This window comes from Gordonia sp. WA4-43, from assembly GCF_020520305.1.
GTDB classification, from domain to species: domain Bacteria; phylum Actinomycetota; class Actinomycetes; order Mycobacteriales; family Mycobacteriaceae; genus Gordonia; species Gordonia hongkongensis.
The window spans coordinates 4,768,400-4,790,279 of sequence record NZ_CP084736.1 but is presented as its reverse complement, the minus strand read 5'-3'; the positions used below and the strand labels follow the sequence as shown (position 1 = coordinate 4,790,279).

Sequence of the window (21,880 nt, the reverse complement as noted above, 5' to 3'; positions counted from 1 at the left end):
CGTCGTCACTCCGTCCGTTGCCTGCGCACCAGCGTTGCTCGTGCGGCGCGGGCGACGACCTCGCCGTGCTGGTTGCGTCCGATGTGGGTCAAGTTCACCACGCCCTCACCCGGACGCGACCGCGATTCGCGTTTACCGGTGCACTCGGTCTCCGCGTACAGGGTGTCGCCGGCGAACAACGGCGCCGGGAAGGCGACCTCGCTGAAGCCCAGGTTCGCCACGAGGGTGCCCTGGGTGAGTTGGGAGACCGACAATCCCACGATCGTCGACAGGGTGAACATGGAGTTGATCAGCCGTTGCCCGCCGAAACCCGGCTGTTCGGCCGACCAGGCGGCGTCGAGGTGCAGCGCCTGTGTGTTCATGGTCAGCGTCGTGAACAGCACGTTGTCGGCCTCGGTGACAGTGCGTCCGGGCCGGTGTTCGTAGATCGTGCCCTCCTCGAACTCGCCGAACCACAACCCGCGCTGCACGATTCGACGCCCGCCGGTGGTGTCGCTCATGCGAACCCCAGCTCGCGTGCGATCAGCATGAGCTGCACCTCGGTCGTGCCCTCACCGATCTCGAGGATCTTCGAATCGCGGTAGTGCCGGGCGACGGGATATTCGTTCATGAAGCCGTACCCGCCGTGGATCTGCGTGGCCATCCGGGCATTGTCCATCGCCGCCTCACTGGCGATCATCTTGGCGATCGACGCCTCCTTCTTGAAGGGCTTGCCCGCCAACATCTTCGCCGCCGCGTCGTAGTAGGCGGTCCGCGCGACGTGGGCGCGCGCCTCCATCCGGGCGATCGCAAAGGACACCGACTGGTACTCACCGATCGCCTTGCCGAAGGATTGTCGCTCCTTGGCGTACTTCACGCTCTCGTCGACGCACCCCTGGGCGACGCCGGTGGCGAGGGCTGCGATGGCGATCCGCCCCTCGTCGAGGATGGACAGGAAGTTGGCGTATCCGCGGCCGCGGACACCGAGCAGGTTCTCCTTGGGAACGCGCACGTCGGTGAAGGTCAGCGGATGGGTGTCCGAGGCATTCCACCCGACCTTGTTGTACGCCGGCTCGGCGGTGAAACCCGGCGTGCCGGACGGCACGATGATCGTGGAGATCTCCTTCTTGCCGTTCTCCTTCACCCCGGTCACCGCGGTCACCGTCACCAGTGAGGTGATGTCGGTCCCCGAGTTGGTGATGAACTGCTTGCCGCCGTTGATGATCCAGGAGTCACCGTCGTCCCGGGCCGTGGTCGCGGTGGCCCCGGCATCCGAACCCGCCCCGGGTTCGGTCAACCCGAAGCCGGCGAGCGCCGTGCCCGCGGTGAGTTCGGGGAGGTACTGCTCTTTCTGCTCCTCGCTGCCGAATCGGTAGATGGGCATGGCGCCCAGACTCACCCCGGCCTCGAGGGTGATGGCGACGGACTGGTCGACCTTGCCGAGTTCCTCCAGCGCGAGCGACAGGGCGAAGTAGTCGCCGCCCATGCCGCCGTACTTCTCGTCGAAGGGAAGCCCGAACAGTCCCATCTTGCCCATCTGGGCGACGACGTCATACGGAAAGCTGTGCTCGGCATCGTGTTTCGCGGCCACCGGCGCCACCACGGTCTGCGCGAAGTCGCGGACCGTCGCGATGAGGTCGGTGTACTCCTGGGTGAGTTCCATGTGAGTGTTCTCCTGGGAAGGTTGTCGACGGGTGGTTCAGGGCCCTTCGTGGCTCGTCGCTTTCGCTCCTCGCACCTCAGGGATCAGTAAAGGCTCGTCGCTTTCGCTCCTCGCACCTCAGGGATCAAGGGGATCGCCGGCGGTGACGACGGCGAGGATCTGTCCCGCGTCGACCTTGTCCCCCACCTTCACGGAGATGTCGACGGTGCCGTCCACCGGCGCGGTGAGTGCATGTTCCATCTTCATCGCCTCGACGACGACGATCGACTGGCCGGCGGAGACGTCGGCCCCGATCTCGGTGGCGACGGCGACCACGGTGCCCGGCATCGGGCTGGTGATCTCGCCGGCGTGCTCGTCGGCGGCCTCGTCGAGCAGGGGCTTCGCGAGTTCGAGGACCCAGGTGCCCGACGGCCCTCCCACCCACCAGCTCTCCCCGACGCGAACACTCGACCACGACTGCGTCACCCCGTCGACGACCAGGCGGTCCGAGCCGCGACCGTCGCCGGGCTGCGCCGGCTGGTAGACCACGTGCCCGGTCCACGGCGCCTCGGCGTCGTCGTCGAAGGTGACGGTGGCGGTTCCCGAGACGGACCATTCGTCGGCGGCATCGACCTGGATGGCCACCGTCGAATGTCGTCCGCCGGCGACGAGGCGGGTGCGGACCGGAGCGGATCGACCGACCCGCCATCCGACCGCCGAGGACCAGATGTCGTCTGCATCGCGAGCGCCGATCCGCGCCAGACCCACGAGCACCTGTGCCTCGGGAATGGGCTCCGGCGCAGCGTAATCGGTGACGAGGCGGTCCAACAGTTCGGTGTCGAGGTCGGCGTCCACGACCGCCTGCTGACGCAGGACGAAGCGGCAGAAGTCGATGTTGGTGACCACGCCCAGCACGCGTGTGTGGGCCAGTGCCTGATCGAGACGTTCGAGCGCCTCCTCCCGGTCGGCACCGTAGGCGATGATCTTCGCGAGCATCGGGTCGTAGTCACTGCCGACGCGCAATCCGTCGAGCATGGCCGAGTCGACGCGGATGCCGCCGCCGGCCGAGGTGTCGGGATGGACGAGATGCTCGATCGTGCCGCCGGTCGGCAGGAAACCGCGGGCCGGGTCCTCTGCGTACACGCGTGCCTCGATCGCGTGGCCGCTGAGGGTGATCGTGTCCTGCGTCAGACCCAGGACTTCTCCGCGGGCGACGCGGATCTGTTGTTCCACGAGGTCGACGCCGGTGACAAGTTCGGTCACCGGGTGCTCGACCTGCAGGCGGGTGTTCATCTCCATGAAGAAGAACTCGTCGGGCCGGTGCGCCGACACGATGAACTCGACCGTGCCCGCGCCGGTGTAGCCGACACTGCGCGCGGCGTCGCACGCGGCCTCACCGATGCGAGCACGGGTCGCGGCGTCGAGCAGCGCCGAGGGCGCCTCCTCGATCACCTTCTGGTGCCGCCGCTGCAACGAGCACTCGCGCTCGCCGAGGTGGATGACGTTCCCGTGCTGATCGGCGAGGACCTGCACCTCGATGTGGCGCGGGGTGTCGACGAAATGCTCGAGGAACAGCGCGTCGTCGCCGAACGCGGCGGCGGCCTCACGGCGGGCCCGCTCCAGCGCGTCCGGCAGCTCCGACGCCTCGGCCACGCGGTGCATCCCCTTGCCACCGCCACCCGCACTGGGCTTGATGAGAACCGGGAACCCGATGTCGGGTGCCGCGGCGATGAGGTCGTCGTCGGTCAGGCCGGGGCGCGACAGACCCGGCACCACCGGCACGTCGCGAGCGGTGACGGCGGCCCGGGCCGTGATCTTGTCTCCCATCGTCGCGATCGCCTCCGCGGGCGGCCCGATGAAGACGATGCCCGCCTCCGCCAGAGCGGCCGCGAACTTCTGGTTCTCCGAGAGGAATCCGTAGCCCGGGTGGACGGCGTCGGCACCGGTCTTGCGTGCCGCGTCGACCACTTTTGCGATGTCGAGGTAGCTCTGGGTGGCGGCGGCCGGGCCGATGTGCACGGCGACGTCGGCCTCCCGGACGTGGCGCGCTTGCGCGTCGGCGTCGGAATAGACGGCGATACTGCGGATTCCCATGTGGCGCAGGGTGTCGATCACCCGGCAGGCGATCTCACCACGGTTGGCCACCAGGACACTGCGGATGGGTCTGGCGCCGGGAGCGCAGCGAGCGGGCCGAATGGGTCTGGCGCCGGGAGCGGAGCGAGCGGGCCGATTGGGTCTGGTACTCACGGTCGGGGTCCTCGGGGTCGGCGGGACGGGGCGGTGGAGATCGGGTTCGGACTCGGCGACGTCGGAATCGATGGTCACATCCGGAAGACGCCGTAGCGCGGATCGGCGAGCGGTGCGTAGCGGGCGGTCTCGAGAGCGAGGCCGAGCAGTGTCCGGGTCTGCGCGGGGTCGACGATGCCGTCGTCCCACAGCCGGGCCGTCGAGTAGTAGGCATCCGACTGTTGTTCGAACTGTTCGCGGATCGGGGCCTTGAACGCTTCCTCGTCCTCGGTGGACCATTCCGCGCCGGATCGCTCGATCTGGTTGCGTCGCACCGTTCCGAGGGTGTCGGCGGCCTGCGGTCCACCCATGACCGAGATGCGGGCGTTGGGCCACATCCAGAGGAATCTGGGCGAGTAGGCGCGTCCGCACATCGAGTAGTTGCCTGCGCCGAAGGAGCCGCCGACCATGACGGTGAACTTGGGCACGCGTGCGCACGCCACGGCGTTGACCATCTTGGCCCCGTTCTTGGCGATGCCACCCTGCTCGTAGGCCTTGCCGACCATGAAGCCGGTGATGTTCTGCAGGAACAGCAACGGGATGCGACGCTGGTCGCACAGTTCGATGAAATGAGCTCCCTTCAGCGCGGATTCGCTGAACAGGACACCGTTGTTGGCGACGATCCCCACCGGGTGACCGTGCAGGTGCGCGAACGCCGTCACCAGACTGGTGCCGTAGTTTGCCTTGAACTCGTTGTATTCTCCTCCGTCGCACAGTATTTCGATGACCGACCGGACGTCGTACGGAGTTCGCGGGTCGGTGGGCACCACGTCGTAGATGTCGGTCTGCGGCCGCACCGGCTCGCGGACCGGGATCGTCTCCCACTGTGGCGCCTCACGGGGCCCGAGGGTCGCGACGATCTCGCGGACCTTGGCGAGCGCCTGCTGGTCGTTGTCGACGAGGTGGTCGGTGACACCGGAGACCGACGAGTGCATCGCACCACCGCCCAGGTCCTCGGCGGAGACATCTTCCCCGGTCGCCGCCTTCACCAGCGGCGGGCCCGCGAGGAAGATGGTGCCCTGATTGCGCACGATCACCGTCTCGTCGCTCATCGCCGGGACGTAGGCCCCGCCGGCGGTCGACGACCCGAGCACCGCGGCGATCTGCGGGATGCCGGCGGCGCTCATGGTCGCCTGATTGAAGAAGATCCGTCCGAAGTGATCCCGGTCGGGGAACACCTCGTCCTGCTGGAGCAACATCGCACCGCCCGAGTCGACGAGGTAGATGCACGGGAGCCGGTTGGCCGCCGCGATCTCCTGCGCACGCAGATGCTTCTTGACCGTGACCGGGTGGTACGTGCCGCCGGAGACCGTGGCGTCGTTGGCGACGATCATGCACTCGCGACCCGCGACACGCCCCACGCCGGCGATGACCCCGGCGGCGGGCACCTTGCCGCCGTACATCCCGAAGGCCGCGAGCGGGGCCACCTCGATGAACGGCGACCCGACGTCGAGCAGCCCGTCGACCCGGTCCCGCGGAAGCAACTTTCCGCGAGCGACGTGGCGATCACGAGCCTTCGCGCCGCCACCGGCGGACACCTCTCGCAGGCGTTCGTCGAGCAGGTCGAGATTGCGCTGGTGTGCGGCCCGGAAGCCGTCGAGCGTGCTGGTCACCGTCGACCCTTCAGTTAGTGGCTATTAACTGAAAGTGATCGTACGCGATCAAGTGGCCCATGTCACGCCCCGGTTCATCCACCGCGTCGACATGACGTACGTGACGCGCATCACGTCTTCTCGTACTGTTGTGGCAGGCCCACCACCCCCGGGCCGACACAACCGATGCGCCGACACCCCGGAACCCCGGACCGGCCACCGCACATAGAAGGCCAGGTGACCCCATGACCCTCGCAGACGACCGCGCTCGCTCCGAGCACGTCCCGACCCCCGGCACGCCGCCCGAGACGGCAGCCACCGGGTTCTCGCTCGACGACCGCTACACCCGCGAGTCCGGTGACATCTACCTCACCGGCATCCAGGCCCTGGTACGCATGGTCCGCGACCGCGCTCGCGTCGACCGCCGTTCCGGCCTTCGGACCGCCTCGTTCATCTCCGGCTACGAGGGCTCTCCCCTCGCCGGTTACGATCTCGAACTCGCCCGACGGCACGAGCATCTCGCCCCGTACGACGTCATCCACCGGCCCGGTCTCAACGAAGAGCTCGCCGCGACCTCGGTGATGGGTTCACAGCTCGCCGCACAGGTCATCGGCGGTGCCGAATTGACGCCGTCCGCGGACGGACTCCCCCGCGACGGCGTCGTCGGATACTGGTACGGCAAGGCGCCCGGTCTCGACCGCGCGACGGACGCCCTGCGGCACGCGAACCTCATCGGAACCCATTCCGCCGGTGGCGCGGTCGCGCTCGTCGGTGACGACCCGGGCGCGAAATCCTCGACGGTCCCGTGCGCGTCGGAGATGGCGCTGGCCGACCTCTACATCCCGATCCTCTATCCGGCCGATTCCCAGGACATCCTGGATCTCGGTGTCCATGCGGCGCTCATGAGTCGCACCAGCGGGGTCTGGACCTCGCTCAAGATCTCCGCGCACGTCGCGGACGGCGCGTCGACCGCACGCGTCGACCCGGACCGCATAGTGCCCGTCTACGGCGACCTCGGGACGAGCCCCCACGTGCCCAGCGGACGACTGCTCGGCGCCCATCTCATGGAACTCGAACAGAATCAGCTGACGACCCGGCTCCCGCGTGCGCAGGAGTACGCACGGCTCAACGGCCTCAACCGGATCGTGGTCTCGAGTCCCGACGACCGCATCGGCATCGTCGCCGCGGGAAAGACCTACCTCGATCTCCGGGAAGCACTGCGACTGATGCGGATCGACGACGAGGATCTGCGCCGGCTCGGAATCCGCATCCTCAAGCTCGGCATGGTCTACCCGATCGAGCGAGAGATCCTGGATCGCTTCATGTTCGACACCGCCACCGGCGATCTCGACGAGGTCATCGTGGTCGAGGAGAAGCGCGACTTCATCGAGACGATGATGCGCGACATCCTGTTCCGCCACCCGCGGGCCCCGCGCATCGTGGGGAAGGTGCATGAAGACGGATCGACCTTGTTCTCCCGCTTCGGCGAGCTCGACGTCGACGCGGTGACCCGAGGACTCGCCGACCGTCTCGCCCGCCACGGGGTCGACGCCGCGCGGATCTGGCTCGACCGCAAAGCCGCTCGCCGCACCCGCATCGAACTCCCGTTGGCGGTGCGCACGCCGTACTTCTGCTCCGGCTGCCCCCACAACAGTTCGACGAAGGTCGCCGAGAACACCCTGGTCGGCGCCGGCATCGGTTGTCACGCGATGGTGTTGCTGATGGATCCCCGGCAGGTCGGCGACATCGCCGGGGTCACCCAGATGGGCGGCGAGGGCGCGCAGTGGATCGGCATGGCCCCGTTTGTGTCCGCGGACCACTTCGTGCAGAACATCGGCGACGGAACCTTCTCGCACTCGGGGTCGCTGGCGTTGCGGGCGGCCGTGGCGTCGGGCGCGAACATAACCTACAAGCTGCTCTACAACGGCACCGTCGCGATGACCGGTGGACAGGATCCGGTGGGCGGGATGACCCTGCCGCGGTTGACGTCACTGTTGCTCGACGAAGGCGTCAGCCGGGTCGTGGTCACCTCCGACGACCCGAAACACGTTCGTACGCTGGGACTCCCCGACACCGTCGAGGTTCGCCACCGCGATGACCTGCTCGAGGTACAGACCGAACTCGCGGGCGTCGCGGGCGTCTCGGTGCTCGTCCACGATCAGCATTGCGCCGCCGAGAAGCGCCGCAAGCGCAAGCGCGGCGCCATGCCCACCCCCACTCGTCGCGTCCTGATCAACGAACGCATCTGCGAGGGGTGCGGCGACTGCGGCGAGAAGTCGAACTGCCTCTCGGTGCACCCGGTCCAGACCGAGTTCGGACGCAAGACGCGCATCGACCAGAGTTCGTGCAACCTCGACCTCTCCTGTCTCAAGGGCGACTGCCCGTCGTTCGTCACGGTCACCCCGGGCACCGACCGCATCCGCACGCGCGCAGCCGATCTGGCGGACACCGTGTTGCCGATGCCCGCGGTCCCCGCCATCCGCGACACCTTCTCCCTGCGCATCACGGGTATCGGCGGTACCGGCGTGGTGACCGTGTCCCAGGTCCTGGCCACCGCTGCCGTCCTCGACGGCCACTCGGCCCGGACCGTCGACATGACCGGGCTCGCGCAGAAGGGCGGCGCCGTGGTCAGCGACATCAAGGTGGCCCCGTATCCGCTGGAGCAGGCGGCGAAGGTGGCGTCCGAGGACTGCGACCTGTACCTCGTGTGCGATCCGCTGGTCGGCACCGACCCGGTCAACCTCAAGGTCACCGCTCCCGAGAAGACGGTCGCGATCGTCTCGACCACCCAGGTGCCGACCGGGTTGATGGTCATCGACACCTCGGTCGGGTTCCCGGCGGACTCCGCCGTCCACTCCGCGATCGACTCCCGGGTCGCGCGGACCGTGTACCTCGATTCGGGAGCGGTGTCGACAGCCTTGTTCGGCGACGAGCAGTACGCCAACATGCTGATGGTCGGCGCTGCGTATCAAGCCGGGGCGCTGGCCATCTCGGCGGAATCCATCGAGCGGGCGATCGAGCTCAACGGCGTGGCCGTGGACGCGAACGTCCAGGCGTTCCGGCGCGGGCGGCAGGTCGTGTCCGATCCCGACTCCGTGTCCGGCACCATCGACGGACTGCACGGTCGCGGGGTCGCCGAGATCGAACCGAGCCGCCACGCCCTCGCGGTGGTCAGCGCGCTCGGGGATATCGACGCCGACCTCCGGCGCACCATCGCGATCCGGTACGACGAGCTGACCGCCCACTCCGACGAGAAATACGCGCGAACCTACCTCGACACGGTCGACCGCGTACGACGCGTCGCATCCGACCCCTCGCTCACCGCCGCCGTCGCCCGGAACCTGTTCAAGCTGATGGCCTACAAGGACGAGTACGAGGTCGCCAGGCTCACGCAGGACCCGGCGTTCGCCGCGCGCATCGCCCGCGAGTTCGGCGCCGACGCCGAGGTCGCGGTGCGGCTCCATCCGCCGACCCTGCGGAGTATGGGGATGCGCGAGAAGCTGGCGCTGGGATCGTGGGCCGACACCCCGCTGAGCGCGCTCGCGAAGATGAAGCGGCTCCGGGGAACCCGACTGGACCCGTTCGGCCGCAGCGAGATGCGTCGCACCGAACGTGCGCTGATCATCGAATACCGGGAACTCGTCAACGCCGCGCTCGATGCGCTCGCGACTGGGCGGATCGGCGCGGACCAGCTACCCGCGGTCGTCGACCTCGCGGAACTACCGGACATGGTCCGGGGTTACGAGGGGATCAAGATGGCCAACGTCGAGCGCTACCGGGAAGCGGTCGCACGGCAGCGGGAGGTGCTGGGGATCTAGGGCTTTCGAGCCGACGCAACTGAAAACCACCCGACACAGCGCACCCGACGTCCATGAGGCGTCGGGCCACCGCTGGAGGGTGGTTTTCAGCCGGCCTCAGCGTGCCCGCCGAAGACGCGCCACGGCGGTCTGGCCGTCGTCGCCCGAGACGACCTTGCACTCGTAGTGCGCTCGGGTCGGCGGGGCGACGGCGACCAGGTCGTACTGGGCGATGTTCATCTCGATCAGCAACTCGCCACCGACGGCGAGCCATCTCCGGGCGTCGGCGATCAAGGCCGTGATGTGGTCGAGGCCGTCCGGGCCACCGAGCAGTGCCCGGTGCGGTTCGTGATCCCGCGCCTCCGGCGCCAGCAGTCCGAGCGCCGACTCGGGCACGTAGGGAGGTACTGCGGCGATCACGTCCAGGCGGCCGCGTAGTGCTGCCGGCAGCGGGACGAGCCCGGCACCGAGGTGAATCCCGGTCCCGCCCGGCAGGTTTCGGCGCGCGAAGCCGAGCGCGATGTCGTCGGCATCGACGACATGCAGTTCGACGCCGGGCACCGCGGCCGCAACACTCGCGGCGATGGGTGCGACACCACAGAACGCCTCGAGTACGGTCGGCGACCGGCACGCATCTGCTGCGGCGATCGCGGTGCGCGCCAACAACAGGGAACGCTGCCGCGGCACGAAGACGCCCGTGCCCACGGACAACCGCAACTCGCCGAACTGCACCCAGCCCACCAGATGCTCGATCGGCTCGCCGGCCACGCGTCGGGCACAGAGCGCGTCGAGTTCGGTTGCGCTGGTGGTGTGTTCGCGAAGCAGCGCGGCTTCTTCGTCGGCGAAGACACATCCCGCACGACGTAGGAGGCCGACGATCGGATCGTCGGGGCCGTCATCCCCGGTTGGGCGCGTCATCCTTCTTCAGACCGTACAAGAAGGCCGCCGCGATGAGCAGCGCCACCTGCAGGAATCCCAGGATCAGCCCGACGATCGCACCGGCACCGAGGTCGAGGAACGGCGGCGTGATCAGTGCCGCGGCGAACAGGGCCAGCCACGCGGCGACTCCGACGACCGCGAGGAACGGCAGCGCCTTGCGATAGCTCGGAACCAGCACGAACGTCGCCGCGATGCCGACGACCCCGAGCAGGATGAAGAACTTGCCGGGGTTCAGGACGATCTCGTAGGAGAAGTACGCGGGTATACCGCCCTGCCCTTCCTCGAAATCCGTTCCCCAACGGTTGAGTTCCTCCTCGGCACCGACCCCGACCGAGATCCACCCGAGGAAGCCCATGAAGTACGTGACCACCCCCGCGACCGCGGAGGCCAGCGCGAAGATCACCGACAGGTCGGCACGTGGCCCACGGGCCGGCTGTCCCCAGCCGGGACCGGGGGGCGGGTACTGCGCGCCGGTGTTCCACTGCTGAGGAGGAAGACTCCCGGTGCCGGGGTGCTGGACGTGGGCCGTCTGATCCTGATTGCCGGCGAAGCCCCCGGTCTGCGGCGGGCCCTGCGGAATGCCTGACCACTGACCGCCGGGGTGCTGGGGTTCGCCTGGGTTCACGATCCGCTCCTCGTCGCTGCTGCGGGACTCGGCCCGCTGCCCTTTCGGACTGTTCTGCGCCCGCCGTCCGGCGCGCGATCATGCGCAAGACTAAGCCCTTCCCGCCCTCGTGAGCACCGGCCGGTGCAGTTTTCATTCGACCGGGTCACCCACCCCGCAATCCGCGCCCCCACGTCGGACACGCTGCATCTCGTCAGCATGCGCGAACGCGTAGAGTTCGGGATCGATGTCCGCGACGCATGTACCGCGCGAGGACGAATCGGGAAACACGAATCGTCCGCCGACGCGCCGAACCCAGGCCAAGGCGGCCCGTCGTGCCGAATTGCTGTCCGCCGCCGCCCACCAGATGGCCGAGCGCGGGTTCGCCGGCGTGCGGCTGGAGGACATCGGACGAGCCGTCGGGGTGAGCGGCCCGGCCATGTACCGCCACTTCTCCTCCAAGACCGAGCTACTCGACGAAATGCTCATCGACATCAGTCAGCGACTGCACGACGGCGGCAGCGAGGTCGCCGACCGCGGCGGCTCACCGACGGAAACCCTGGTGGCGCTCATCGGCTTTCACATCGACGTCCTCGTCACCCGTCCCGACCTCATCACGGTGCAGGATCGGGACCTTCCGTCGATGACCCCGGACGCCAATCACCGGGTCCGGCTGCTGCAGCGCCGTTACGTGGAGCGGTGGGTGGACGTCCTCCTCGCGGTGGTCGACGAGAACGGGGGCACACTCGACCGCGAGGAAGCCCGCGTGCGCGTTCACGCGATGTTCGGGTTGCTCAACTCGTCGCCTCGCCTGCCCGCGTTCGACCAGCACGGACTGCGCCGCCTTCTCACCGCGATGGCGCTGGCGGCACTCCGGTGTGAGGTGCCGGATCAGCCGTGACCCGGCACCCCGCGCTCACCAGCCGTCGATGTGGAGGACCGAGTCGAGGGGCTTGCGCGGCGCGGGCTTGAAATCGGTGCCCTTGCTGTAAGCAACCGGCAGCAACACGCCCTGATGAATGTTGGCCGGGATGCCGAGAAGTTCGGCGACCTCCTTCTCGTAGTTCAGGTGGAGAGTCGTCCACGCCGACCCGAGGCCGCGGGCACGCAACGCCAGCTGCAGGCTCCAGGCACCCGGCAGCAACGAGCCCCAGACGCCGGCCTGGTTACCCGCCGGCAGGTCGCCACCGGTGTAGATGGCGCCGATGACGAGCACCGGGACCTGACCCATCGTGTCGGCGAGGTACTGGGCACTGGAGGCGACGCGCTTGCCGGTCTCGTCCCGTGGAGCCTGGCCGGTGTAGTACTTGGCGAACGACTGTGCGTAGTAATCCGCGACCTTCTGCTTCAGCTCGGGATCGGTGAGCACGATCCAGTGCCAGGTCTGGCTGTTGCTGCCGGTCGGTGCCTGCAACGCGACCTCGAGCGCCTCCTTGACCACGTCGAGCGGCACGGGACGCTCGAAGTCGAGACGCTTGCGCACGGAGCGGGTGGTGGTGAGGAGTTGGTCAGGGTCCAGGGGCAGTAGATCGGTCATCTCTCCATCCTGCACAAAACCATGTCCGTGCACCACGTCGGCCCGGTGTCCCGGGACCGTCGGCGGTGAGCCGTCAGGGCGACTCCGGCGGCAACACACCGGCCTGCTCCAGGTACTCCACCAAGCGGTTCGTGACCTTCGCCCGACGGACCTCGGCCGGTGTGAAGTACGCCGCGTCCGCGGCGTCGTCACCTGGACGTAGTTCCCCGGAACGGATCTCGGCACGGAAGTCGTGGACCTCGTACACCCGTCCGTCGCCGACCGGGATCTCGAGTTGGATGGCCGGTTCGCCGACCGTCACCAGCAAGCCGGTTTCCTCCTCGACCTCGCGGACCACCGCCTGCTCCAGCGACTCCCCGGGTTCCACCCGACCGCCGGGGAGGCTCCAGTGCCCGGCCGACGGCTCGTTCCGCCTCAGGACCAGCAGGATCCGTCCTGACTCGTCGGTGATGAGCGCCCCTACGGCGACGATGCGCTCGCTCATCGCGCGTCCGCCGCCGGCACGCGTGTACGTGCCTCGTCGTCCGGAACCGGAGATTCCGCGAGGTACCGGCCGATGGCGTCGCGGATCGCCGACAGCGCTTCGTCGTCCGATCCGGCGTCGACGACGTGGTCGATCATGCCCTGCGCGGCCATGCGCCCGGCGAGAATGCCCTGCCGCGAGGCCATCTCACCGGCATGGTCAAGATCACGGTGCACGATGAGACTCGCTCCCTCGGGCGGCAACGGCGAGAGCCAGGCATCGGCGCGCGCGACCCGGAAGTCGGCGGGGAACAGCGCGAGCGCGGCGCCGCCCGCACCCTGCCCGAGGAGGACCGAGACCGTCGGCACGCGCACACTGAGCAATTCGACTGTGCAGCGCGCTATCTGCGCCGCGAGGCCACCCTCCTCGGCGACGACCGACAGTTCCGCGCCCGGGGTGTCGATCACGGTGACCACCGGGAGTCCGAGGTCGCCGGCTGCCATGATGGCCCGCCGCGCCTCGCGCAGATGGCGCGGACCCGGGAGATCCCCCGCCGCCTGTGACGTCCGGTCGTAGCCGACGACCAGGGCGACCCGACCGTCGAAGTCGCTGAGCGAGAAGCGCAGTGGCCCGGCATCCGACAGTGGCGCCGACTCACCGCCCGCCAGGAACTCGACCAGGCCCGCGCGTCCGGCCTGGCGGGTGGCGAGCACGCACGCCCAGGCGTCCTGCGGCTCCCTCGACTGCGTGCGCTGCGGCCGTGCCGTCACCGAGTCGTTCGACGAAGGCCGGTCACGCGCGTCGAGCAGTCGCAGCACCGCGGCGAGGCGGGCCGGCAGATCGACGGGATCGACCACGTCGTCGACAACCGTTGTGCGGGCCAGGTTCTCCGCGGTCTGGACATCGGGTGGAAAGGGCTCACCGTACAGGCCGTCGTAGACGCGCGGCCCGAGAAAGCCGATGAGCGCACCGGGTTCAGCCCAGGTGATGTGCCCCAGCGAACCCCACGAGGCGAACACACCGCCCGTGGTCGGATGGCGCAGGTACACCAGGTAGGGCAGGCCGGCGGCCTTGTGGTCGGTCACGGCACCCGTGATGGCGACCATCTGCAGGAACGCCGCGGTCCCCTCCTGCATCCGGGTGCCCCCGGATGCAGGAAACGCCAGCAGCGGAAGTCGTTCGCGTGTCGCGCGTCGGACCGCTGCGACGATCCGGGCCCCCGCATCGCGCCCGATCGACCCGCCGAGGAACGCGAACTCCCCCAGCACGATCGCCACTCGCCGGCCACCGATCGTCCCGGCGCCGGTGGTGACCGATTCGTCCGAACCGCTTCTCCGGCGCGCCCGGTCGAGCTCGATGGCATAGGTGTCGTCCGCACCATCGGACGTCGTCGCCGGCTCACCGACAGGCGCATCCCACGGTTCCCACGTGTCGTCGTCGATGATCATCTCGCGCAGGTCTGTCGCCGTCAGCCGTGCCCGCTCACCCATGCCTCACACCGTATCCCGCCACGGCCGGGTGGCTTCGGCCTGACGTCGACCCCCGGCGACGCCCCGACGCGATGATTTTCGTCGGCGCCCGGTGTCATACTCTCGTCAGCCCGACACCCGTTCCGTACCATCCGACCGATCTCTTCCGGGGGCCCGCATGTCCGACACCTTCCGCATCACCCGATCCACCATCGTCGACGCACCGCCCACTGCGGTGCTGCCGTACCTGGTCAACTTCCACCAGTGGGTGCACTGGTCGCCGTGGGAGGGCGTCGACCCCGACATGACGCGCGACTACTCCGGTGCGGAATCCGGTGTCGGCGCGAAGTACGCGTGGTCGGGCAACAAGAAGGCCGGACGCGGCGCCATGGAGATCACGCGCGTCGACGAGCCGCGCGAGGTCGAGGTGCACCTTGCCTTCGAGAAGCCGATGAAGGCCACCAACACCGTCACCTTCGAACTCGCGCCGGAGGGACAGGCGACGCGGGTGTCCTGGACGATGGTCGGCGCACAGACGTTGTTCAGCCGCGTGGCAGGGTTCTTCGGCATCTTCGACAAGATGCTGGGCAAGGACTTCGAGAAGGGACTGGCTCAGCTCAAGGCGGTCAGCGAGAGTAGATGACCCGGGTGCGCAGGAGGACGTCGGCCACCGACCGCCGACGCCGGTCGACGACCACCCACACCAGACCGATCGCGAAGAACGTACAGAGCAGGGCGCGCAGCACTGCGATGGTCGGCCGAATCCGGGCACCCTCTGAATTGACCACCCGCAGGCCCATCACGACCGACCCGAGTGTGCGTCCGGAGACCTCCCAGCACGTCGCGAGGTAGAGCACCGCCACCAGCACGAAGCCGGTCGTGGTGAAGACCAGATTGACCTCCGGCAACGAGAATTCGCTGACCGAGAGCACGAACTTCATCAGGGACAGGCCCGCATAGGCGGCACCGAGGATCGTCCACACGACGAGGAGATCGAGGAACGAGGCGACACCCCGGCTCACGATGCCCGCGTTCTTGTCCCGGTCCTGCACCGCATGGGCCTTGTGCACGGGCGGCAGACCGGGCGTCGTCGGGGACGAGTTCTGCAGCAGCTCTGTCGGTTTCGGTTCCGCGGTCATCGTGGCCCCTCCTCATCGGGAGCTGCCTCGATGGCCGCGGCACCGCGGCGACGCAAGAATCGGTTGACCGCGTTGGCCACCGCGTCGTCGGCACGTTCGCTGGTGCTGCGCACGTCGGTCATCACATCGGCGGTCACCGAGGTGCTCGCCTCCCGGATGATGTCGGGGAGGTCGACACCGTCGATGATCTCCTCGGCGAGTCCGATCAGGTCGACGCGCCCGAGAATGGCGTCGATGTCGATCCGGGCCGCGATCGCGTCGATGTCGATCCGGGTGGCGACGGAGTCGAGATCGACCTTGCCGATCACCCTGTCGAGGTCCACCAGATCGATCGCCGCCATCAGATCCACCTGTGCGACAGCCCGATCGAGATCGACCGTGGTGATCACCTCGTCGATGTCGATGAGTGCGAGGACCTCGCTGATGAGTCGTTTCAGGTCGACGTGGGTGAGGACGAGGTCGGTGAGGTCGACCTCCTCGACCAATGCGTCGACGACCTCCCGGATGACGACTCCCAGAACGGCTCGCGTCGTCGAGACCACCACGGTGACAGCGGTGTCGGCGGCCTCGGCCAGCCGCGCACGGACGGACCCGACGACCCCGCCCGCGAGGGGTAGACGTTCCGCGACGTCGGCCACCACCCCGGCGAACCGCATCGACTCCCCTGCCAGCTGGGAGATCGCGCCGCGTCGCGCCGGGGAGTTCACCGACGAATTATCGCACGCGCCGATCCGGTCGGTCGGCCCACGAAAAAACCCGAGCGGGCAGACCCGCTCGGGTTCTTCGGTTCTCGTGACTTCTTACAGTGCCTCGTAGAGCTCCCGCGCCAGCGCGGCGGTCTCGGACGGCGTCTTGCCGACCTTGACGCCCGCAGCCTCGAGGGCTTCCTTCTTGCCCTGCGCGGTGCCCGCACCGCCGGAGACGATGGCGCCGGCATGGCCCATGGTCTTGCCCTCGGGGGCGGTGAAGCCCGCGACGTAGCCGACGACGGGCTTGGTCACGTTGGCCTTGATGTACTCGCCGGCCTTCTCCTCGGCGTCGCCGCCGATCTCACCGATCATCACGATCAGCTTGGTCTCGGGATCCTTCTCGAACGCCTCGATGGCGTCGATGTGGGTGGTGCCGATGACCGGGTCGCCGCCGATGCCGATGGCGGTCGAGAAGCCGAGATCGCGCAGCTCGTACATCATCTGGTAGGTCAGGGTGCCCGACTTGGAGACCAGACCGATCGGCCCCTTGCCGGTGATGTTGTTCGGCGTGATGCCCACCAGCGCCTCACCCGGGGTGATGATGCCGGGGCAGTTGGGGCCGATGATGCGGGTCTTCTCGCCCTTCTCCACGTTGTAGGCCCACGCGTAGGCGGAGTCCTGCACCGGGATGCCCTCGGTGATGACCACGAGCAGCGGGATCTCCGCGTCGATGGCCTCGATGATGGCGTCCTTGGAGAACTTCGGCGGCACGAAGGCGATCGAGGTGTCGGCCCCGGTCTCCTTCATGGCCTCGGCGACCGATGCGAACACCGGCAGCTCGACGTTGTTGCCGTCGGCGTCGACGTGCGACACGGTGGTGCCGGCCTTGCGCGCGTTGACACCGCCGACGATGTTGGTGCCGGCCTTGAGCATCAGAGCGGTGTGCTTGGTGCCCTCACCGCCGGTGATGCCCTGGACGATGACCTTGTTGTCTTTGTTCAGAAAGATCGACATATTCCGTGGCTCCCTTACTTGCTCGCCAGCTCGGCGGCCTTGTCGGCGCCCGAGTCCATGGTTTCGGCGAGCGTGACCAACGGGTGGTTCGCATCGGCCAGGATCTTGCGGCCTTCGTCGACCTTGTTGCCGTCGAGGCGGACGACCAGCGGCTTGTTGGCGTCGGACCCCAGCTTCTCGAGAGCACCGACGATGCCGTTGGCGACGGCGTCACATGCGGTGATGCCACCGAAGACGTTGACGAAGACGCTCTTGACCTGCTCGTCGCCGAGGATGACGTCGAGGCCGGCAGCCATGACCTCGGCCGAGGCGCCGCCGCCGATGTCGAGGAAGTTCGCGGGCTTCACGTTGTTGTGCTTCTCACCGGCGTAGGCGACCACGTCGAGGGTCGACATGACCAGTCCCGCGCCGTTGCCGATGATGCCGACCTCGCCGTCGAGCTTGACGTAGTTGAGGTCGTTCTCCTTGGCCTTGAGCTCCAGGGGATCGGTGGCGTCGCGATCCTCGAACTCCTCGTGGCCGGGCTGACGGAAGTCGGCGTTGGCATCGAGGGTGACCTTGCCGTCGAGGGCGAGGATCTGATCGTCCGGGGTGCGGACGAGCGGGTTGACCTCGACCAGGGTGGCATCTTCCTTGACGAAGACCTCCCAGAGCTTCGCGATGGTGACCGCTGCGGCGTCGAGCACCTCGGCAGGCAGATGGCCCTGCTCGGCGATCGAGCGCGCGGTTTCCAGATCGACACCCTTCACGGCGTCGACGGCGACCCGCGCGAGGCGCTCGGGCTTGGTCGCCGCGACCTCTTCGATCTCCATGCCACCCTCGACCGAGCACATGGCCAGGTAGGAGCGGTTGGTGCGATCGAGCAGGAAGGAGATGTAGTACTCCTCCGCGATGTCGCTGGCCTCGGCGACCAGCAGCTTCTTGACGACGTGGCCCTTGATGTCGAGGCCAAGGATGTTGGAAGCGTGGGACTGCGCGTCGTCCGGGGTCGCGGCGTACTTGACGCCGCCTGCCTTGCCACGCCCGCCGGTCTTGACCTGCGCCTTGATCATCACGGGCTTGCCGATTTCCTCGGCGATCGCCCGCGCATCGGCGGCATCATCGGTCACCCGACCGGGTGTGGTGGGAACCCCGTGCTTGGCGAACAGTTCCTTCGCCTGGTATTCGAAGAGATCCATTCAGCTCACCATCTCGTAGATTTGCCCGCGCAAGGGTGTAATGCGGGCCATATCGGACTTTAAACCTGTCGGGAATCGCCACCCCGCGCGCACCCTGCGCTTGTGCGACAGATCACTCGCTCGGTCGGTTCTCACAGTATTGACGTCGTGACGTGAGGTCCGCAGCGTCGGTCCGACCCCATGAACTGCGACGACCGCAGAATCCATCGGCGCGCGGTCTTCACAGGTTGAATTTGCTGTAGTGAACAGAAAATCCGGCAATTTCCATACTTGGCGACCAGCCATGTGACTCAGCTCACAATATGCCGGTTTGTCGCTTTCTACGGTTGGACTTGCCGCAATCATTTCGTTACCGTCGGCTCTCAGCGGTGGTCACAGAAGGATTACGGACGGTGACTTCGATCCGCCGGCGACGAGATGCGGTAGCGAAGAGATGAGGTGGACGATTTGGCGGGACTCGGTGTCTCACGCGGATCGGGCCGCGTCCGATCGGGCGGGTTGATCGATGACGTCACAGCGGAAGAGATGACTACGATCATCCCCATCGTCGACACCGACGACGCGGCCGGGTACGACCTCACCGACTACGAGTTCGACTTCGCAGACTCCGACACCTCCACTCGCGAGCACTCCGACGCCGGCTGGACACCGTCGTCGTGGCAGGGCTACTACCGTCCCACCCGTTCGGAGATCACTCAGGACATCCTGATCCCCGAGCACGAGTTCGATCAGTACGAGCACGACGAGCCGTTCGACGTCGAGGGCGCCGAGCTCGACATCTTCGACGGAGGCGAACTCCGTTCGCTCGACGACGACGATCTCGACGACGACACCGAGCATCGCCCCTTCCGGACGAATCCGGCCGGACAACGGGTCCGGCGTGGCGGCAAGCACCGCATCGCGGCGCCGCCGAACGCCCTCAAGGGCGGACGCGCAGCTCTCATCGCCATGGCCGCCGGCGCGGCCGTCGCCGCGGTCGCTCAGGTCGGCACGAGCGACGAGGCGCCCGCACCCGTGAACGCCGCGGCCGTCAACGACGCCACCGCCCCGGGCGCCGCACCCGCGGAGCTGGGCCCCGGCGTCGCTGCTGCGACCGCACAGACCGACCAGATGAACGTCTTCACCAATCAGCTGGGTGTGGGCGCCAAGATGGCGGCGGACCAGGATCGTCGCGAGGCCCTGGCCCGGCGCCCGCTCTTCACCTCGCCGATCCCGCTCGGCAGCTACGACTTCACCTCCGCCTTCGCGATGCGCTGGGGCACCATGCACGGCGGCATCGACATGGCCGCTCCCCTCGGCACCCCGATCCACGCCGCCACCGACGGTGTCGTGATCAAGGCCGAGCCCGCGTCGGGATACGGCCACTGGGTTCAGATCCAGGCCGCCGACGGCACGGTCACCATGTACGGCCACATGGCCTCCTCGGGCGTCCTGGTCACCGAAGGCCAGCGCGTCACCGCCGGCGACGTCATCGCCCTGGTGGGCAACGAGGGCTTTTCGTTCGGCCCGCACCTGCACTTCGAGGTGTGGAAGAACGGCAACACCAAGATCGACCCCGTGCCCTGGCTCGCCGCCAAGGGCGTGAAGCTCTCCGGCTACACCGGCTAGCAGAAGGGCCCCACAGGTCGCGGCGAGCCACGAGGGGTTGGCGACGCGGTCTCACCAGGACCCTTCGTGACGGCCTCCTCAGGGAGCAGTGGTTGGGCCCACTCCGAGCACAACGAGTTCTTTCGTAGTCCACGATGGCCGTCAGGCGCGGTTGCTGAGGGGCGAGCTCGCGCGCGTCACGAAGGGTATTCGCAGTCTCGGTTGCCAGGACCCTTCGTGACGCGCCCTCCGCAAGCTCTGGGCGCTCCTCAGGCCTGGATATTTCACTGATGTTGCTGGTGTTCGGCGTGTGATACGCGAAAGTGCCTGTCTGCCTTGTGATTATTGATTCACCACAAACAAATAGTCACAAGAAGAAAGGCACCTCGCAGGTGAAGAATAACGTGTATCCCGAGTTGATGGTGGACCCCACGCGCACTGAGTCGGTGCTGACGACCTCGGGCGGGGTGTTGCTGACGAAAACCGTGCAGGTCTCGGGCCTGGGAGCCGAGCTGACCGCGGCGATGGCGCCGTGGCGGACCGCGGCGACGGTCCATGATCCGGCCAAGATCGTGCTGGATCTGGCGCTCACCTTGGCGACCGGTGGTGACTGTGTGGCCGATGTGGCCACCGTCCGGGCTCAGCCACAGTTGTACGGGCAGGTGGCCTCTGATCCGACGATTTCGCGGGTGATCAGCAGGCTGGCTACCGATGTCGAGGCGGTCAGTACCGCGATCAGCGCGGCTCGCGCCGCGGCGCGGGAGCGGGTGTGGGGCATTGCCCGCCCGTTGGAGGGCACTGCGGGCAGCATCGATGGCGGGCTGGTGATCGTTGATCTCGATGCCACGACCGTGACCGCCGGATCGGCCAAAGAACAGGCCCAGACAACGTATAAGCGGGTGTTCGGGCATTCCCCGATGTGTTCGTTCGTCGACCACGGCGCCTTCGGCACCGGGGAAACACTGAACCTGGACCTGCGGCGTGGAGGTGCCTCACCCAAAGGTGCGGACATGCACATCGCGGCCCTCGAGGCGGCGTTGGCCCAGCTGCCCGCCGCTGAACGCGCCCAGGTGCTCATACGTACCGATTCGGCCGGGTGTGCCAAAAAGTTCCTGGCCCACCTGACCGAGCAGAATCTGCAGTACTCGGTCGGGTTCACCATCTCCGAGCTGGTCAAAGACGCATTGGACGTGCTGCCTGAGGCTGCCTGGGTGACCGCGATCAACACCGACGACGCCGATCCACGAGCTGATGCCCAGGTCGCCGAGATCACCGACCACTTGCCGCGCTCGGTCCGTGACACCGAAACCGCCTACGAGCCCTGGCCACCCGGGATGCGGCTGATCGCGCGCCGCGAATATCCTCACAACGGAGCCCAACACCTCATCACCGACATCGAGGGCCGCCGCTACACCGTGTTCGCCACCAACACCCGCGGCCGCGGCTGGACACTGCCGATCCTGGAACTGCGTCACCGTCAACGTGCCCGCGCCGAAGACCGTATCCGCTGCCTCAAAGACACCGGCATGGCCAACCTACCGTTCGACTCATTCGCCAAAAACCAACTGTGGCTCGATATCGTCGCCCTGGCCTCCGACCTCATTGCCTGGACTCAAACCCTCGGCTACCACCGCCACGACCCCATCCGCCGCTGGGAACCCAAACGCTTGCGCCACCGCCTGTTCACCGTCGGCGGCAAGATCATCACCCACGCCCGCACCACCACCCTGCGACTACCCACCGACTGGCCCTACAACCACCACATACGCCACGGCTGGCAACGCCTCACCGCCTAACCAGCCCCACCCGTAACCCGCGCCCCGTCACCGCCGCCCACCCCACCTCAGAACCCGAACAACCAGCGAACCCAACGCTGGCGATCCACCCTGCCCACACACCAGCACCAACCATCAAAAGGCGACACCGACAACCGATCGGCGAAACCCTACCCACCCGTGAAAGATT

18 protein-coding genes are annotated in these 21,880 nt (G+C 67.7%); 5 read left to right on the top strand and 13 right to left on the bottom strand.

Going from position 1 to position 21,880, the window contains the following annotated elements; genetic code table 11:
• Positions 1–5 precede the first annotated feature (5 nt).
• The 4 genes from LEL84_RS21660 to LEL84_RS21645 form a co-directional block, all read right to left on the bottom strand.
• Positions 6–500 (bottom strand): MaoC family dehydratase, encoded by a 495-nt coding sequence (locus LEL84_RS21660; RefSeq protein ID WP_058251530.1) that lies wholly within the window; start codon positions 498–500, stop codon positions 6–8.
• The gene (locus LEL84_RS21655; protein WP_058251531.1) at positions 497–1,642 is read right to left on the bottom strand and encodes an acyl-CoA dehydrogenase family protein; all 1,146 of its coding nucleotides are present in this window, start codon (positions 1,640–1,642) and stop codon (positions 497–499) included. Before LEL84_RS21655 ends, LEL84_RS21660 begins: the two co-directional genes overlap by 4 nt.
• A 117-nt stretch (positions 1,643–1,759) precedes the next feature.
• Complete coding sequence (locus tag LEL84_RS21650; RefSeq protein WP_226512748.1) at positions 1,760–3,766, bottom strand: acetyl/propionyl/methylcrotonyl-CoA carboxylase subunit alpha; 2,007 nt, start codon at positions 3,764–3,766, stop codon at positions 1,760–1,762.
• 176 nt (positions 3,767–3,942) lie between these two features.
• Positions 3,943–5,520, bottom strand: coding sequence for a carboxyl transferase domain-containing protein (locus LEL84_RS21645; RefSeq protein WP_137808934.1), 1,578 nt, complete (start codon positions 5,518–5,520; stop codon positions 3,943–3,945).
• A gap of 224 nt (positions 5,521–5,744) precedes the next feature.
• Here LEL84_RS21645 and LEL84_RS21640 point away from each other — a divergent pair, with 224 nt between their 5' ends.
• On the top strand, positions 5,745–9,317 hold the full coding sequence (locus LEL84_RS21640; RefSeq protein WP_226512747.1) for an indolepyruvate ferredoxin oxidoreductase family protein: 3,573 nt from the start codon (positions 5,745–5,747) through the stop codon (positions 9,315–9,317).
• A 96-nt stretch (positions 9,318–9,413) separates the two neighbouring features.
• On the opposite strand, the gene LEL84_RS21635 is transcribed toward LEL84_RS21640, so the two are convergent.
• Both LEL84_RS21635 and LEL84_RS21630 read right to left on the bottom strand, forming a co-directional pair.
• The gene (locus tag LEL84_RS21635) at positions 9,414–10,214 is read right to left on the bottom strand and encodes an SAM-dependent methyltransferase (RefSeq protein WP_226512746.1); all 801 of its coding nucleotides are present in this window, start codon (positions 10,212–10,214) and stop codon (positions 9,414–9,416) included.
• A complete protein-coding gene (locus LEL84_RS21630) occupies positions 10,192–10,860 on the bottom strand; it encodes a DUF5336 domain-containing protein (protein WP_226512745.1) in 669 nt (222 codons plus the stop codon). The genes LEL84_RS21635 and LEL84_RS21630 overlap by 23 nt, the downstream gene beginning before the upstream one ends.
• Before the next feature lie 226 nt (positions 10,861–11,086).
• On the opposite strand from LEL84_RS21630, the gene LEL84_RS21625 reads away from it, so the two are divergent.
• Positions 11,087–11,740 carry a TetR/AcrR family transcriptional regulator gene (locus LEL84_RS21625; RefSeq protein WP_226512744.1) on the top strand — a complete coding sequence of 218 codons (654 nt, stop codon included), beginning with the start codon at positions 11,087–11,089 and terminating at the stop codon, positions 11,738–11,740.
• Between the two features lie 15 nt (positions 11,741–11,755).
• Here the strand turns inward: LEL84_RS21625 and LEL84_RS21620 are convergent, their stop codons facing one another.
• The 3 genes from LEL84_RS21620 to LEL84_RS21610 form a co-directional block, all read right to left on the bottom strand.
• Positions 11,756–12,376, bottom strand: a complete 621-nt coding sequence (locus LEL84_RS21620) for a nitroreductase family protein (protein ID WP_137808939.1) — start codon at positions 12,374–12,376, stop codon at positions 11,756–11,758.
• Positions 12,377–12,449: 73 nt separating this feature from the next.
• Entirely contained in the window at positions 12,450–12,860 is a 411-nt protein-coding gene (locus LEL84_RS21615) for an NUDIX hydrolase (protein ID WP_226512743.1), read from the bottom strand.
• Positions 12,857–14,329 (bottom strand): carboxyl transferase domain-containing protein, encoded by a 1,473-nt coding sequence (locus LEL84_RS21610; RefSeq protein ID WP_226512742.1) that lies wholly within the window; start codon positions 14,327–14,329, stop codon positions 12,857–12,859. Before LEL84_RS21610 ends, LEL84_RS21615 begins: the two co-directional genes overlap by 4 nt.
• A gap of 157 nt (positions 14,330–14,486) precedes the next feature.
• Between LEL84_RS21610 and LEL84_RS21605 the strand changes: the two genes are divergently transcribed.
• On the top strand, positions 14,487–14,951 hold the full coding sequence (locus LEL84_RS21605) for an SRPBCC family protein (protein WP_226512741.1): 465 nt from the start codon (positions 14,487–14,489) through the stop codon (positions 14,949–14,951).
• Here LEL84_RS21605 and LEL84_RS21600 read toward each other — a convergent pair.
• The 4 genes from LEL84_RS21600 to sucC all read right to left on the bottom strand — a co-directional run bounded on the left by LEL84_RS21600 (position 14,935) and on the right by sucC (position 18,328).
• Positions 14,935–15,447, bottom strand: coding sequence for an RDD family protein (locus LEL84_RS21600; protein WP_068969953.1), 513 nt, complete (start codon positions 15,445–15,447; stop codon positions 14,935–14,937). The two genes, LEL84_RS21605 and LEL84_RS21600, sit on opposite strands and share 17 nt — an antisense overlap.
• Positions 15,444–16,154 carry a hypothetical protein gene (locus tag LEL84_RS21595; protein WP_223258814.1) on the bottom strand — a complete coding sequence of 237 codons (711 nt, stop codon included), beginning with the start codon at positions 16,152–16,154 and terminating at the stop codon, positions 15,444–15,446. The genes LEL84_RS21600 and LEL84_RS21595 overlap by 4 nt, the downstream gene beginning before the upstream one ends.
• 93 nt (positions 16,155–16,247) lie before the next feature.
• Positions 16,248–17,150, bottom strand: a complete 903-nt coding sequence (sucD, locus tag LEL84_RS21590) for a succinate--CoA ligase subunit alpha (RefSeq protein WP_058251543.1) — start codon at positions 17,148–17,150, stop codon at positions 16,248–16,250.
• A gap of 14 nt (positions 17,151–17,164) precedes the next feature.
• Complete coding sequence (gene sucC, locus LEL84_RS21585) at positions 17,165–18,328, bottom strand: ADP-forming succinate--CoA ligase subunit beta (RefSeq protein WP_010843609.1); 1,164 nt, start codon at positions 18,326–18,328, stop codon at positions 17,165–17,167.
• Positions 18,329–18,766: 438 nt separating this feature from the next.
• Between sucC and LEL84_RS21580 the strand changes: the two genes are divergently transcribed.
• Together LEL84_RS21580 and LEL84_RS21575 are read left to right on the top strand one after the other, a co-directional pair.
• Positions 18,767–19,936: a M23 family metallopeptidase gene (locus LEL84_RS21580; RefSeq protein ID WP_211540100.1), complete on the top strand. Its 1,170-nt coding sequence runs from the start codon at positions 18,767–18,769 to the stop codon at positions 19,934–19,936.
• Positions 19,937–20,334: 398 nt separating this feature from the next.
• Positions 20,335–21,711 carry an IS1380 family transposase gene (locus LEL84_RS21575; protein ID WP_319005282.1) on the top strand — a complete coding sequence of 459 codons (1,377 nt, stop codon included), beginning with the start codon at positions 20,335–20,337 and terminating at the stop codon, positions 21,709–21,711.
• Positions 21,712–21,880: the final 169 nt, after the last annotated feature.